Source organism: Pseudoxanthomonas wuyuanensis, from assembly GCF_900215535.1.
Taxonomy (GTDB): domain Bacteria; phylum Pseudomonadota; class Gammaproteobacteria; order Xanthomonadales; family Xanthomonadaceae; genus Pseudoxanthomonas_A; species Pseudoxanthomonas_A wuyuanensis.
Genome location: NZ_OCND01000005.1, coordinates 209,071 through 222,263, shown reverse-complemented (window position 1 = coordinate 222,263; position 13,193 = coordinate 209,071). Strand labels below are relative to the sequence as shown.

Sequence of the window (13,193 nt, the reverse complement as noted above, 5' to 3'; positions counted from 1 at the left end):
CTTCACCGCTCCTGCAGGGCCAACAGCTGGCGCGCCGCCGCTTCGGCCTGGCCGCGCAGTTCCGGCACCGCGATGCTTTCCCACAGGCAGCCGATGCGCAGGCTGCCGATGGCGATCAGGCCGGGCTGCGGGTTTCCGTCCGCATCGACCAGGCTGCCGTCGTGCGCGGTCTTGAGGCCGATGCCGTGCGTGCCCGGCTGCGCATGGCCGCGCCCCAACAGATCGGACAGCAGCGGGTTGCGCATGGTCTGCACACGCATTTCCACGCCGGTGGCGTTGATGATGCGGTCCACGTCCAGCTGTTGCGAGCGGCCATCGCGCATGCGCAGGCTCAGGCGGATGCGCGGGCCTACCGGCATTGCCGTATCCAGGCGCCCGCGGTGCAGGCGCAACTGCCCGCGCCCGCGCATCGCGGCGAGACAGGCCTGCACCGACGGCGCGATGCGGTGGCGGTGCACGTCCCATAGCCGCACGGCGTGGCGCAGGAAGCGGCGCTGATCGGCCGGCGTCAGCGATTGCCACAGCGCCTGGCCGTGCGGACGCAGCCGTTCCATCACCGCCTGCCACGGCAGCTGCCGGCTGGATGCCTCCGCGGCCGCGCGGCGCAGGAAGCGGATGCGTCCGCGCAGATCCAGGGGCAACAGCGCCTCGACATCGAACTCGGCCACCGCATAGGCGGTATGCGCCAGCGGCAGCAGCGCGTGCCGGGACAGCACATGGACCCGGCCGCGGTGCCCGTTCCTGGCCATGGTCAGCACGGCATCGACCATGCTCAGGCCGGAGCCGACGATGCAGACATCGGCATCGGCGGGGATTTCCGCGATGGCGTCGAAGTCCCATGCCTCCAGCCTGGCCGTGGCCGCCAGCCCCGAGGCGCCGCGCGCCGGCAACGGGCGCGGACGATTGCCTACCGCCAACACCACGCCGGCACAGACAAGGGTCTGTCCGTCTTCCGTGGTCAGCCGGTAGCGGCCGTCGGCGACCTGCAAAGCGGTCACCTGCTGGCGGCGGATTTCCAGGCTGGCCGCGCTGGCGTCCCTGGCCTGCCGCAGCCGCGTCATCAGGTAGTCGCCGTAGCGGCGCCGTTCCGCGTAGCGGTGGGCCAGCGCATCGCGATCCGGCCCATCGGCCGGCGAGGTCGCCGCCACATAGTCCAGAAAATCGTCGGGGGCCGCGTCGAAGGCGCTCATCCGCCGCACCGGCACGTTGAGCAGGTGCTCGGCGCGGGTGGTCGCATACGCGACCCCTCTGGCCAGCGTGGGAGCCGGCTCGAACAGCACGATCCGTACGGCGGTGCGCGCCAGCCGCAGCGCGTGCAGTGCGGTGAGCACGCCGCCGGCGCCGCCTCCGATGATGCCGATGTCATAGGGCCTGTCATCGGCAGGCATTGGGCGGGAGGGAACGGCGTGCGTCATGACGGCATTGTAGGGGACGCGCCTGGGCCGCTCGCCGCGTCCTACATCAGCGAATCGGCCAGCCGGGCGATGCCTTCGCGGCTGCGGCGCCAGGCCGGCCGGCGATTCCAGCGTTCGGCATCGACGGCAACGGACTGGCGCAGGTAATCGGCTTCCACTTCGCGCATGCGCGCCACGGTGGCACGGTCGTAGCAGAGCAAGCCGATTTCGGCGTTGAGCGCGAACGAGCGGATGTCCAGGTTGATCGAACCCAGCAGCGCGATGTCGTCGTCCACGCTCATGTGCTTGGCGTGCAGGAAATGCGGCCGGTACAGCGCTATCTTCACGCCGCAGGCCAGCAGGTCGGCGTAGTAGGACTCCTGCGCCCATTCGGTCAGCCGCTGGTTGTTGCTCTGCGACAGGATCAGCTGCACCTCCACGCCGGACAGCGCGGCAATCCGCAGCGCGGCCAGGGTGGCATCGTCGGGGACGAAATACGGCGTGGTCAGCACCACCCGCCGCTGCGCCAGATGGATCAGCGCATTGACCGCATCGCGCGCGTTCTCGAACGGATACGCCGGCCCGCTGGGCAGCAGCTGGGTCGCCGCATCGGTCGGCTGCAACGGACAATCCAGCGGCACATGCAGGCGCTCGCCGGTCTCGATGTACCAGTCGCTGGCGAACACCGATTCCAGGTGGGTGACCACCGGCCCCTGCACGCGCGCGACCAGTTCGCGGTTGGGAAAACCGCGGACGAATTCCGCCGCGGCCAGGTTCTGCGAACCGACATAGGCCACGCCGCTGTCGATGACCGCGATCTTGCGATGGTTGCGCAGATCCATCCGTCCGCTGCGGCGCCAGCGCAGGCCGCCGGGCAGCAGGTCGTGCACCTGCACGCCGGCCTGGCACAGGCGCTTGCGATAGCGGCGCAGGCCGCGTTTGCCGCCGACCGCATCCAGCAGCAACCGGCACTCCACCCCGCGCGCGGCGGCCTGCAGCAGCGCCTCGACCACGGCATCGCCGACCGCGTCGTCGAACATCAGGTAATACAGCAGATGCACCTGTTGTTGCGCACCGCCGATGTCGGCAAGCAGTGCCTGCAGGGAGTCGTCATAGCGATCCAGCAGTTGCACCGCGTTGCCGCGGGTCGGCATGAAGTCGCCCTGGCGCTCGACCAGCGGCGCCATTTCGGCCGCCGCGCCGCCGCCCGGCGACCAGCGCAACGCCTTCAGCGGCAACTGACCTTCGCGGATGACGCCGGAAGCCTGGGCCTGCCGCTGCACCCGCTGCCGCGACAGCCAGGGGTGCCCCAGCATCAGGTACAACGGCAGTCCCAGCAACGGAATGAACGCCACCAGCAGCATCCAGCTGCGCGCGGCCGCGGGCGTGGTGCGGCTGGGAATCCACAGCAACGCGGCCAGCCGGATGACCCAGTCCAGGATCAGCAGCCAGGTGCCGACGGAGAGCCCGGCGACGGAATCGGCAAACAGCAGCAGCGGCGTTCCCATGCCGCCGATTCTGCCGGTTCCGGCCCGGATGCAGAAGAAGCGCCGCTGCGGCGAAAGTAGCAGCCAACTCGGCGCCCCGAACTGGCACACTGCCGGCATGGAACCGGTGCCTGGGCTCGATCTGTCGTTGCCGCCGTTCGATCTGCTGGACGCGGCCGGCCATGCCCGGCTGCAGGCCAGCGTCGACATGGAGTTCCATCCGGCCGGCCAGTTGCTGATCCGGGCCGGCCATCCCTCCACGCACGCGTTCGTGATCCTGAAAGGAAGGATCCAGGCGTTCGACGAGGCCGATGACGACGAGCAGCCTTTCGCCGACTACGGCCCGGGCGATGTCTTCGGCGCCTGGGCGGTGATGGCCGGGCGCGCCCGCCACAGCTACCGCACCGACACCGACAGCCTGTGCTTCCTGATACCGGCGGAGGTGTTCCGCCAGTTGCTGGCCGACTATCCGCGCTTTGCCGCGTATTTCAACGAGGGCCTGGCCACCAAGGGCCAGCTGGCGGCCGGCAAGTCGGAGCTGGCCGAGCTGATGGTCACCAAGGTCGGCGACGCGCAACTGGCCCCGGCCGAGACCGTTGCTGCCGACGCCAGCATCGCCGAGGCCACCGCGCGATTGCGCGATCAGCGGGTCGACTGCCTGCTGGTGACCGATCCGGCGCACCCCGAGCCCGGCATCGTCACCCGTACCGACCTGCTGGAAGCGCTGGCGCTGCAGCAACTGTCGCCGCAGGCGCCGATCGGGCCGCTGGCCAACCGGCCGCTGATCGGCGTGCGCACCGCCGACGTGTTGTTCCAGGCGCTGGTCAGCATGACCGGGCACCACATCGAGCGCGTCGCGGTGCATGACGGCGGGCGCGTGGTCGGCACGCTGGGCATGGCCGAGGTGCTGGCGCACTACGCCAGCCACTCGCACCTGATCAGCCTGCGGCTGGCGCGCGCCGACAGCCTGGAGGAAATCGCCGATGCCGCCGCCGGGATGAACCGCCTGATGCGCACGCTGCACCTGCAGGGGGTGCGCATCGCCTATCTGATGGAACTGGTCAGCGCGCTCAACACCCGCATCATGGCGCGGATCTTCGAACTGCTGGTGCCGCCGGAACGGTGGGACCAGCTGTGCCTGCTGGTGATGGGCAGCGAGGGCCGCGGCGAACAGTTGCTCAAGACCGATCAGGACAACGCCCTGGTCATGGCCGACGATCTGGACTGGCCGCAGCTGGCCGAAACGATGGACGCCTTCAGCGCCGCGCTCGATCGGATGGGCTATCCGCCGTGTCCGGGCGGGGTGATGGTCAACCGCGCGCACTGGCGGCTGTCGGTGAGCGGATGGCGGCAGCGGATCGACCACTGGCGGCGCGATCACAGCGGCCAGGCCGCGCTGGACCTGTCGATCGCGCTGGACGCGCGGCCGATCGCCGGCAATACCGCGCTGTTCGCACCGGTGCGGCAGGCGCTGGCCACGCTGGGCGATGACGAGATCCTGCTGCATCACCTGGCCCAGGCGATGCTTAATTTCCAGACGCCGCTTACCTTCCTGGGCAACGTCAAGGGCGAAGCGCGCGGCACCGATCTGAAAAAGGGCGGCGTGTTCCCGGTGGTGCACGGATTGCGCTGCCTGGCGCTGCGCCATCGCATCGAGGCACGCAACAGCTTCGAGCGCTGCGCGGCGCTGCACCAGGCCGGACTGCTGCCGGCGGACCTGGCCCGGGACCTGCCGCAGGCGCTGGCGGTGTTCCACCGTCTGCGCCTGGGCGAACAACTGGCGGCGCTGGAAGCGGGCCGGATACCGGACAATTTCGTACGGGTGGAGCAGTTGCGGCGGCTGGATCGCGAATTGCTGCGCGACGCGTTGCGGGTGGTGAAGGACTTCCGCCAGCACGTCCGCGACAGTTTCCATCTGGGCGACTAGCGTGCGCATGCTGAGGCGCTGGTGGCTGCGGCGGCGCCATGGTGCGGGCGAGTGGGGCTTCCTGCTGCAGCCGCCGCCGGCCGGCGAGTGGGTCAGCCTGGATCTGGAAACCACCGGGCTGGACCCGGCCAAGGATCACATCCTCAGCCTGGCGGCGGTGCCGATCCGCGGCGGGCGGCTGCTGCTGTCGGAGCGTTTCGAGCGCCAGATCCGGCCCGACCGCGCGTTCGGCATCGAATCCATCCGCCACCACCGGATCACGCCCGAAGAGGCCGCCAGCGGCATCTCGGTGACGCCGGCGGTGCGCGAGTTCCTGCACTGGCTGGGCAGCCGCAGGCTGCTGGGTTATCACCTGGCTTTCGATCTGGCCATGCTGGCGCCGCATGTGCAGGGCCTGACCGGCTTCGCCCTGCCCAATGCGCGCGCCGATTTGGCCGAAGCCATGGCCGCGCGCGAACACCTGCTGCACCCGGAGGTGCCGCCCAACCTGGAGTTCGAGCACATCGCCGCACAATTGGGGGTAACCGTGCTGGGCCGGCACACCGCGCTCGGCGACGCCGTCACCACCGGCCTGTGCTGGCTGGCGCTGCATGCCAGAGGGGAGAAGCCGCGGTAGGCGGCATCTCATTTCGCCGGGGCAGACTTTCCTTGTGGGAGCGACGTCAGTCGCGATGAAGCGTTACCGGTAATGCCTCATCGCGACTGACGTCGCTCCTACAAGATTTTTCCAGAACGCCTGGCCGCTGGCTTCTAGACGTTTCTGCATGGGAGAGAAGACCCATCCCAAAAAACAACCCCGCCAGTGGGCGGGGTTGTTGAAGGCGCTGGACCCCCGCCTGCGCGGGGGTGACGCCATGACACCGGCGAACGCGCAGGCGCGTTCGCGTCATGGCGTCACTTGATCTTGCCTTCCTTGTAGATCACGTGCTTGCGGACGACGGGATCGTACTTCTTGATCTCCATCTTGCCGGGGGTGTTCTTCTTGTTCTTGTCGGTGGTGTAGAAGTGGCCGGTGTTGGCCGAGGAAATCAGACGGATTTTGTCGCGCTTGGAAGCCATGTGTGATTACTCCTCAGACCTTTTCGCCGCGCGCGCGCAGCTCGGCCAGAACGGAATCGATGCCGTTCTTGTCGATGGTGCGCAGTGCATGCGCGGAAACCTTCAGTTTGACCCAGCGGTTTTCGCTGGCGACCCAGAAGCGGCGCTCGTGCAGGTTGGGCAGGAAGCGGCGGCGGGTCTTGTTGTTGGCGTGGGAGACGTTGTTACCCGTCTGCACACGCTTGCCGGAAACTTGGCATACGCGGGACATTACGCACCTCGATATTCATTTTGCCTCCCTTGGCCAGGAAGACGGCGGCCCCGGCGGCGTGCCTGCGGGGCAGGCCGACACCATGCGATACGGGTAAAAACACGCTGCAGACCCAAGCCGGAATCGCGCTTCCGGCCGCGAATCCGGACGGGCCGGACGCAGCGAGCCGCGCATTATGCCCGGCTTCCCCTTTCGCCGCAAGCACTTAGACGCTCTTTCCCTGTGGGAGCGACGTGAGTCGCGATGGGGCTTTACCGGTAAACCCCCCGTCGCGACTCACGTCGCTCCCACAGGGGAAGCCACCGGCCTCCGGAGCCGTGAGACCGCTATCCGGCGTCAGGGAGCGGCCTTGGCGCCGGCGGCGGGGGCTGCCCTGCTGGCGGCGATGAATTCCCGGATCTGGCTTTCCAGCACCGGCAGGGTCACCGAGCCTTGCGCCAGCACCGCGTCGTGGAAGGCCTTGATGTCGAACTTCGCGCCCAGCGCGGCCTCGGCCTCGCCGCGCAGGCGGACGATGGCGATTTCGCCCAGCTTGTAGCTCAGCGCCTGCGCCGGCCAGGAAATATAGCGATCGACCTCGGTGGTGACCTCGTGCTCGCTGAGCGCGGTGTGTTCGCGCAGGTAGGCCAGCGCCTGCTCGCGGCTCCAGCCCATGTGGTGCACGCCGGTGTCGATGACCAGCCGGCTGGCGCGCCACATCTCGTAGGTCAGGCGGCCGAAGTCCTCGTACGGGGTTTCGTAGATGCCCATCTCCTTGCCCAGCTTTTCGGTGTACAGCGCCCAGCCCTCGCCATAGGCGGAGATGTAGTTCTCGCGGCGGAACGCCGGCTGCTGTCCCTGTTCCTGCGCCAGCGCGCCCTGCAGCGCGTGGCCGGGCGAGGACTCGTGCAGGGTCAGCGCTGGCAGGTTGTACAGCGGCCGCGAGGGCAGATCGTAGGTGTTGAGCCAGTAGGTGCCCGCGCCGCCGCGGCCGGCGGTCCAGAACGGTGCGATATCGTCGGGTACCGGCACGATGGTGAAGCGACCGCGCGGCAGCGTACCGATGAACTTGCCGACTTCGCCATCGACCCGCTTGGAGATCCACGCGGCGCGGTCCAGCAGTTGCTGCGGCGTGGTCGCGTAGAACTGCGGATCGGTGCGCAGGAAGGCCAGGAACTCGTCGAAGCTCCCCTTGAAACCGGTTTGCGCGATCACGTCCTGCATCTCGGCGCGGATCCGCGCCACTTCCTGCAGGCCGATCTGGTGGATTTCCTCCGGCGACAGATCCAGCGTGGTGTATTTGCGGATCTGCTGGCGGTAGAACGCTTCGCCGCCGGGCATCGCTTCGGCCGCCAGCGTGGCGCGCGCCTGCGGCACGTAGTGGTCGTGGAAGAACGCCAACAGCCTGGCGTACGCCGGAATCAACTGCTCGGCGATGGCGGCGCGGGCTTCGGCGCGCAACTGCGCCTGTTCGGCGGCCGGGATGCTGGCCGGCATCTTTTTGTACGGCGCATAGAACGCCGAAGCCTCGGGGTCGGTGAGTTGCGCGACATTGGCGATGGAGACATCGCGTCCTGCCAGCACCGCGCGCGGCACGCTGAAGCCGCGGGCCAGGCCGGCGCGCATGTTGTCGATCTGCTGATCGAAGTAGCGCGGCACGTCGCGCAACCGCGCGGCATAGGCGCGGTAGTCGTCGGCCGTCTTCATCTGGCGGCGCGCCATGAATGCCAGGTTGGCCCAGAACGAGGAATCGGAATTGAACGGCATCTCGTAGGCGCGCAGGCGCACCTCGTCGGCCAGGTTCTCCACCTGCGGCCGATAGATCGCCAGATTGACGCGGTTTTCCGGCGAGAGCCGGGCGCTGTCGATGCCGTCCAGATCGCGCAGCACCTGTTCCCAGACCTTCAGCCGCGCCTGCTGCGAGGCGGCATCCACATCCGGCAACCGGGTCTTGTTGCCGCTGCCATCGGCGTCCTCATCGGCCTGGCCGGTCTGTTCCTGGCGCCAGCGCCATTCTTTCTCGTAGATGGCCTGGAAGCGCTGGTCGGCAGTGGAGGGGGCGGAGGCGATCGCCTGCAACGGCAGGCACGCAAGCAGCAGGGCGGTGGTGCGGAATTTCAAGACGGACATCCGGTGGAAGCGGAAACCGGATGGTAGTACAGCCGCGCGCGGATGATCTGTGTTGTAGGAGCGACGTTAGTCGCGAGGCTTTTCATGCGGTCGCAACGGCGGCATAAGGCCTGCCCTGTTTGCGATCCGGACGCGCCGCGGCGCGCTTTTCATCTTGCTCACTGTAGGGCTATCGGGGCGCCATCGCGACTGACGTCGCTCCTACGAACAAGCTCAGCCGGCCTTCGGCCGCAGCTTTTCCAGCACGCCATCCAGCGTGTCCAGGTCGCTGTAGTGGATGACCAGCCGGCCCTTGCCGCCGCGGCCATGGGCAATGCTGACCTTGGTGCCCAGGTTTTCGGACAGCTCGGTCTCCAGCGAGAGGATGTCCGGCTGCGGCGCGGCCTTGCCGGGCTTGGCCTTGCGGCCGGCGACCGGCACCTTGCCGGCGGCGAATTGCTGGGCGCGGTGTTCGACTTCGCGCACCGACCAGCCCTGCGCGGCGGCTTCGGCGGCCAGCTTGCTGGCCAGCTCGGGCGACAGCGTCAGCAGCGCGCGCGCGTGACCCATTTCCAACTGGCGGGCTTCCAGCAGCGCGCGGATCGCCGGCGGCAGTTCCAGCAGGCGCAGCAGGTTGGATACCGCCGCGCGCGAACGGCCGACCGCACTGGCGGCCTCGGCGTGGGTCAGCGCGAATTCGCTGATCAGCCGTTGCAGCGACTGCGCCTCTTCCAACGGGTTCAGGTCTTCGCGCTGGATGTTCTCGATCAGCGCCATCGCGATGACGGTGCGATCGTCCAGTTCGCGCACCACCACCGGCACTTCGGCCAGGCCGGCTTCCTGCGAGGCGCGCCAGCGGCGTTCGCCGGCGACGATCTCGAACTTGCCGGGCGAAAGTTCGCGCACCACGATGGGCTGGATGACGCCCTGCGCCCTGATCGATTCGGCCAGCTCGGTCAGCTTGCCCGGATCCATCGCCGTGCGCGGCTGGTATTTGCCCGGCTGCAGCTGCTGCACCGGCAGCGTGCGCATCGCCTCGCCCGGCTGCGCCTCGGCGGGTATGGCCTCGGCCGCCTTCGGGCCAAGCAGGGCTTCCAGGCCGCGGCCCAGGCCGCGCTTCTTGGGGGCGCTCATCAGGCGTGCTCCATTCTCTGCTCTTGTTTCTTGCGGTCGGCCTGGCGGCGCAGGATTTCGCCGGCCAGGCCCAGGTAGGCCACGCCGCCGCGCGAAGCGCGGTCGTAGCCGACGATGCTCTGGCCATGGCTGGGCGCCTCGGCCACGCGCACGTTGCGCGGCACGATGGTGCGGAACACCTTGTCGCCGAAATGGTTGGTCAGTTCGCCGGACACCGCGTTGGCCAGGTTGTTGCGGATGTCGAACATCGTGCGCAGCACGCCTTCGATTTCCAGTCCCGGATTCAGCCGCGTGCGCATCGCTTCGATGGTTTCCATCAGCGCGCTCAACCCTTCCAGCGCGTAGTACTCGCACTGCATCGGCACCAGCACCGAATCGGCCGCGGTCAGCGCGTTGAGGGTCAGCAGCGACAGCGCCGGCGGGCAATCGATAAGAATGAAGTCGTAGTTGTCGCGCAGCGGATCCAGCGCCGACTTGAGCCGCAGTTCGCGGCCCTGGCTTTCCATCAGCTGGATTTCGGCGGCGGTCAGGTCGATGTTGCCCGGCATCAGATCGAAACCTTCCGGCGCGGTGACGATGGCCGCGGCGGCGTCGACTTCCTGCAGCAGCACATCGCAGGTGGACGCTTCCAGCTGATGCTTGTCCACGCCGCTGCCCATGGTGGCGTTGCCCTGGGCGTCCAGATCGACCAGCAGCACCCGCTGCGGGGCGCGCGCCAGCGCGGCGGCCAGGTTGACGGCGGTGGTGGTCTTGCCGACGCCGCCTTTCTGGTTGGCGATCGCGATGATGCGGGCCATGCGTGGGGGTGCCTCTGTGCGGGTGGGAAGGAAAGCGGGACAGGGGATTATGCGGGTTTCACGCCGCCCGGCCCACCACTACTAGGTGGCGTTCGCCCGCCAGGCCCGGCACGGCGAGCCGGTGAAGGGCCTGGACCGTCCAGCCGGCGGGCAATGCGGCGATTTCCTCGGTAGGCTCCACGCCCTTCATCGCCAGCAGCCGCCCGTCGGCTTTCAGCAGATGCCCGCCGACGCCGATGATGCCGGCCAGCACGTCCAGCGCGCGGGCGGTGATGGCGTCGTAGGCGCCGGGCTCGTCCAGCGCCTCGGCGCGCGATTCGGCGACCCGGGCATTGGCCAGGCCCAGCGTGCGCACCGCTTCGCGCAGGAAACGCGCCTTCTTGCCGTTGCTTTCCACCAGGGTGACGCGCAACTGCGGCTTGGCGATGGCCAGCGGAATCCCGGGCAGGCCCGGGCCGGTGCCCAGATCGGCCAGCGTGCCGCTGTCCACGACATACCGATGCATCGCCAGCGAATCCAGCAGGTGGCGGGTGACCATCTCGCGCGGGTCGCGGATGGCGGTCAGGTTGTAGGTGCGGTTCCAGCGGTCCAGCAATGCCAGGTAGGCCAGCAGCGGCGGCGTCAGCGCAGCGGCATCCAGACCCAGGGCGGTCAGTCCATGCTGCAGCTCGTCGCGCAGAACGGCGGGGAAGGCGGGGGGGGTCATTGGGGGATTATCGCAGGCTGGGGGCGGTGGGGCGGTGGGGCGGGGACTGGGGACTCTGGACTCGGTGCGAGGGGCGAGGGGCGAGGGGCGAGGGCAGTATTCAGGTCGCGGAGACGGCCCGCCTTTTGCGGGGCTCTGCGGACAGGCCGATAGCGGTCCAAGGGGGGCCGCGCAGCAGGCGACGGGGACTTGCTGCTGTTGAAGAAGCAACAGCAAATCCTCCCCAGTCTTCAATTCCCCTTTACAAGGGAGAGGTGAAAGCCGAGCCTTTCCCGAGTCCCGAGTCCCGAGTCCCGAGTCCCGAGTCCCGAGTCCCGAGTCCCGAGTCCCGAGTCCCGAGTCCCGAGTCCCGAGTCCCGAGTCCCCTTAACCCGGCCGCCACGCCAACGCCGCACGATAGTCTTCCAGCGGACTCCACTCGTGCAGGGTCCAGTCGCTGGCGGGACCCAGCCGGCGGTCGCAATGGCTCAGGTGCAGGGCGCCGTCCTGCTCGACGAAACACAGCCGGTCCAGTCCGAACGACAGGCCATGCCCGTGCGCTTTCAGCACCGCCTCCTTGGCGCACCACAGGCGCACGAAGGCCGGCTCGCGCGCCTGCTCCGGCAGCGTTTGCAGCCAGCGCAGTTCTTCGGGATGGAAGAAGCGCTCGGCCAGAATCATCGCGCGCGGGCGCGGGCGCATTTTTTCCAGATCCACGCCGATCTGTACGGATTGTCCCAGCGCCACCAGCAGCGCGTCGCCGCTGTGGCTCCAACCCACATCGTGGGAGTGGAACGGCGCCAGCAGGTGCGGCCGGCCACGCTCATCGCGCGTTATGGGCAATGCGTCCGGGCGTTGCCCCAGGGCCTGCGCCAATGCCAATCGCGCGGTCGGCTCGCCGCGTTCGCGCAGGCGGTGCGGGTACAGCCATACCTCCGCCGGCCCCAGTTTCCAGTGCGGCGGCAGCGTATCGGTTTCAGCCATAAGTGCGGGGACCATGCGGCGGGGTAAGGGGCGCGCCGTCCATCGGACTGGTGCGAAGCGGCGTGCATTCGCCGCCGTTTCGCGCTATCACTGCAACCGCACGGATGGCGCCCCACAATGCGTTGACGGACGTTTCACACAGGCAACAGCTTAATCCAGGCATGCTCCAGGCGAACGACGGGGCCAGGTGTCCACACAGGAAGGAGACAAGAAGCATGAACTTTCTCATCTATCTGATTGTCGGCGGCATTGCAGGCTGGTTGGCGAGCATCGTGATGAAGCGCGATAGCTCGCAGGGCATCATCCTGAACGTGGTGGTCGGCATTATCGGCGGGTTTCTGGGCGGCTGGCTGCTGCCAACGCTGGGACTGGGACTGGGAGGCGGATGGGTCGGATTTCTGATTACCGCCTTCATCGGTGCGGTCGTACTGCTGCTGATCGTCAACCTGTTTACGCGCGGAAGAGCGCGCTGAACCGTTTCGCTGCGGCCGCGTGCGCGTTTTAAGACGCACCCAAGGTTCGTGGCATCGCAAAGGCCCGGTTTATCCGGGCCTTTGTTTATTCGGTCCTGGGCAACGGACACCTTGGCCGGCGTCCGCTAGGCGTCCAACTGCACCCAGGCCGGCGCGTGATCGCTGGGACGGTCCCAGGTACGCGGTTCGCGGTCGATGCCGGAGGCGCTGGCGCTGGCGCGCAGCGCGTCCGACACCAGGGTCAGGTCGATGCGCAGGCCCAGGTTGCGGCGCAGCCCGCCCATCCGGTAATCCCACCAGCTGAAGATGCCGGCTTCGTCGCTGTGCAGCCGGTAGGCATCGTGCAGCCCCAGCGCGTACAGCCGCTTCAACGCGTCGCGTTCGGCGGTGGAGGTGAGGATGTGGCCGTCGTTCCAGACCTTGGGGTCGTAGACGTCGCGTTCGTCCGGAGCGATATTGAAATCGCCCAGTACGACTAGGTTCGGATGCGCCGCCAGCTCCTGCGCCAGCCAGCCGTGCACCGCGTCCAGCCAGCGCAGCTTGTAGGCGTACTTGTCGGTGCCCACGTCCTGGCCGTTGACCACGTACAGGTTGACGATGCGCAGATCGCCGACGGTGGCGGCGATGACGCGCTTTTGTTCGTCCTCGAAACCGGGAATGCCGATCTGCACATCGGTGGCGCTCTCGCGCGACAGGATCGCCACGCCGTTGTAGGTCTTCTGCCCGGCGAACACGCTGCGGTAACCCAGCCCGGCCAGCGCCGAATCGGGGAAGCGGTGATCCTCCAGCTTGGTTTCCTGGATGCCGACGATGTCCGGCGCAAACGCCTGCAGCCACTGTTCCAGGTGCGGCAGCCGCACGTTGAGCGAGTTGACGTTCCAGCTGGCGATTTTCATGGGCCTGTTCCTGTGGGAG

At 68.1% G+C, this 13,193-nt stretch carries 13 protein-coding genes; 3 read left to right on the top strand and 10 right to left on the bottom strand.

Translation table 11 applies throughout. The annotated features are described in order from the left end of the window. Positions 1-2: 2 nt before the first annotated feature. Complete coding sequence (locus CRO39_RS12080) at positions 3-1,415, bottom strand: FAD/NAD(P)-binding protein (protein WP_097122196.1); 1,413 nt, start codon at positions 1,413-1,415, stop codon at positions 3-5. 41 nt (positions 1,416-1,456) lie between these two features. Then, positions 1,457-2,902 carry a cardiolipin synthase gene (cls, locus tag CRO39_RS12075; RefSeq protein ID WP_097122195.1) on the bottom strand — a complete coding sequence of 482 codons (1,446 nt, stop codon included), beginning with the start codon at positions 2,900-2,902 and terminating at the stop codon, positions 1,457-1,459. 97 nt (positions 2,903-2,999) lie between these two features. Between cls and CRO39_RS12070 the strand changes: the two genes are divergently transcribed. Next, complete coding sequence (locus CRO39_RS12070; protein WP_176520199.1) at positions 3,000-4,808, top strand: DUF294 nucleotidyltransferase-like domain-containing protein; 1,809 nt, start codon at positions 3,000-3,002, stop codon at positions 4,806-4,808. 7 nt (positions 4,809-4,815) lie between these two features. After that, on the top strand, positions 4,816-5,424 hold the full coding sequence (locus CRO39_RS12065; protein ID WP_238394742.1) for an exonuclease domain-containing protein: 609 nt from the start codon (positions 4,816-4,818) through the stop codon (positions 5,422-5,424). Between the two features lie 278 nt (positions 5,425-5,702). Here the strand turns inward: CRO39_RS12065 and rpmG are convergent, their stop codons facing one another. From rpmG to CRO39_RS12025, 7 genes are all read right to left on the bottom strand, one after another. Next, positions 5,703-5,867 carry a 50S ribosomal protein L33 gene (rpmG, locus tag CRO39_RS12060; RefSeq protein WP_027070918.1) on the bottom strand — a complete coding sequence of 55 codons (165 nt, stop codon included), beginning with the start codon at positions 5,865-5,867 and terminating at the stop codon, positions 5,703-5,705. A gap of 13 nt (positions 5,868-5,880) precedes the next feature. Beyond that, positions 5,881-6,117 (bottom strand): 50S ribosomal protein L28, encoded by a 237-nt coding sequence (gene rpmB, locus CRO39_RS12055; RefSeq protein ID WP_097122192.1) that lies wholly within the window; start codon positions 6,115-6,117, stop codon positions 5,881-5,883. Positions 6,118-6,453: 336 nt separating this feature from the next. Then, a complete protein-coding gene (locus tag CRO39_RS12050; protein WP_097122191.1) occupies positions 6,454-8,226 on the bottom strand; it encodes a DUF885 domain-containing protein in 1,773 nt (590 codons plus the stop codon). 213 nt (positions 8,227-8,439) lie between these two features. Next, positions 8,440-9,339 carry a ParB/RepB/Spo0J family partition protein gene (locus CRO39_RS12045; protein WP_097122190.1) on the bottom strand — a complete coding sequence of 300 codons (900 nt, stop codon included), beginning with the start codon at positions 9,337-9,339 and terminating at the stop codon, positions 8,440-8,442. Then, positions 9,339-10,136, bottom strand: a complete 798-nt coding sequence (locus CRO39_RS12040; RefSeq protein WP_097122189.1) for a ParA family protein — start codon at positions 10,134-10,136, stop codon at positions 9,339-9,341. The genes CRO39_RS12045 and CRO39_RS12040 overlap by 1 nt, the downstream gene beginning before the upstream one ends. Positions 10,137-10,194: 58 nt before the next feature. Next, a complete protein-coding gene (gene rsmG, locus CRO39_RS12035; protein WP_097122188.1) occupies positions 10,195-10,842 on the bottom strand; it encodes a 16S rRNA (guanine(527)-N(7))-methyltransferase RsmG in 648 nt (215 codons plus the stop codon). 366 nt (positions 10,843-11,208) lie between these two features. Beyond that, positions 11,209-11,805 carry a 4'-phosphopantetheinyl transferase family protein gene (locus CRO39_RS12025; RefSeq protein WP_162125943.1) on the bottom strand — a complete coding sequence of 199 codons (597 nt, stop codon included), beginning with the start codon at positions 11,803-11,805 and terminating at the stop codon, positions 11,209-11,211. Between the two features lie 215 nt (positions 11,806-12,020). Between CRO39_RS12025 and CRO39_RS12020 the strand changes: the two genes are divergently transcribed. Beyond that, on the top strand, positions 12,021-12,278 hold the full coding sequence (locus CRO39_RS12020) for a GlsB/YeaQ/YmgE family stress response membrane protein (RefSeq protein ID WP_097122185.1): 258 nt from the start codon (positions 12,021-12,023) through the stop codon (positions 12,276-12,278). 125 nt (positions 12,279-12,403) lie between these two features. Here CRO39_RS12020 and xth read toward each other — a convergent pair whose 3' ends face one another. Beyond that, the gene (gene xth, locus CRO39_RS12015) at positions 12,404-13,174 is read right to left on the bottom strand and encodes an exodeoxyribonuclease III (RefSeq protein ID WP_097122184.1); all 771 of its coding nucleotides are present in this window, start codon (positions 13,172-13,174) and stop codon (positions 12,404-12,406) included. Positions 13,175-13,193 lie beyond the last annotated feature (19 nt).

Bases quoted from the DNA above. Each gene is read 5' to 3' on its own strand.
- rpmB (WP_097122192.1), bottom strand. From the start codon at position 6,117: ATGTCCCGCGTATGCCAAGTTTCCGGCAAGCGTGTGCAGACGGGTAAC.
- rpmG (WP_027070918.1), bottom strand. From the start codon at position 5,867: ATGGCTTCCAAGCGCGACAAAATCCGTCTGATTTCCTCGGCCAACACC.
- CRO39_RS12065 (WP_238394742.1), top strand. From the start codon at position 4,816: ATGCTGAGGCGCTGGTGGCTGCGGCGGCGCCATGGTGCGGGCGAGTGG.
- CRO39_RS12045 (WP_097122190.1), bottom strand. From the start codon at position 9,339: ATGAGCGCCCCCAAGAAGCGCGGCCTGGGCCGCGGCCTGGAAGCCCTG.
- cls (WP_097122195.1), bottom strand. From the start codon at position 2,902: ATGGGAACGCCGCTGCTGCTGTTTGCCGATTCCGTCGCCGGGCTCTCC.
- CRO39_RS12025 (WP_162125943.1), bottom strand. From the start codon at position 11,805: ATGGCTGAAACCGATACGCTGCCGCCGCACTGGAAACTGGGGCCGGCG.
- CRO39_RS12020 (WP_097122185.1), top strand. From the start codon at position 12,021: ATGAACTTTCTCATCTATCTGATTGTCGGCGGCATTGCAGGCTGGTTG.
- rsmG (WP_097122188.1), bottom strand. From the start codon at position 10,842: ATGACCCCCCCCGCCTTCCCCGCCGTTCTGCGCGACGAGCTGCAGCAT.
- xth (WP_097122184.1), bottom strand. From the start codon at position 13,174: ATGAAAATCGCCAGCTGGAACGTCAACTCGCTCAACGTGCGGCTGCCG.
- CRO39_RS12050 (WP_097122191.1), bottom strand. From the start codon at position 8,226: ATGTCCGTCTTGAAATTCCGCACCACCGCCCTGCTGCTTGCGTGCCTG.
- CRO39_RS12040 (WP_097122189.1), bottom strand. From the start codon at position 10,136: ATGGCCCGCATCATCGCGATCGCCAACCAGAAAGGCGGCGTCGGCAAG.
- CRO39_RS12070 (WP_176520199.1), top strand. From the start codon at position 3,000: ATGGAACCGGTGCCTGGGCTCGATCTGTCGTTGCCGCCGTTCGATCTG.
- CRO39_RS12080 (WP_097122196.1), bottom strand. From the start codon at position 1,415: ATGACGCACGCCGTTCCCTCCCGCCCAATGCCTGCCGATGACAGGCCC.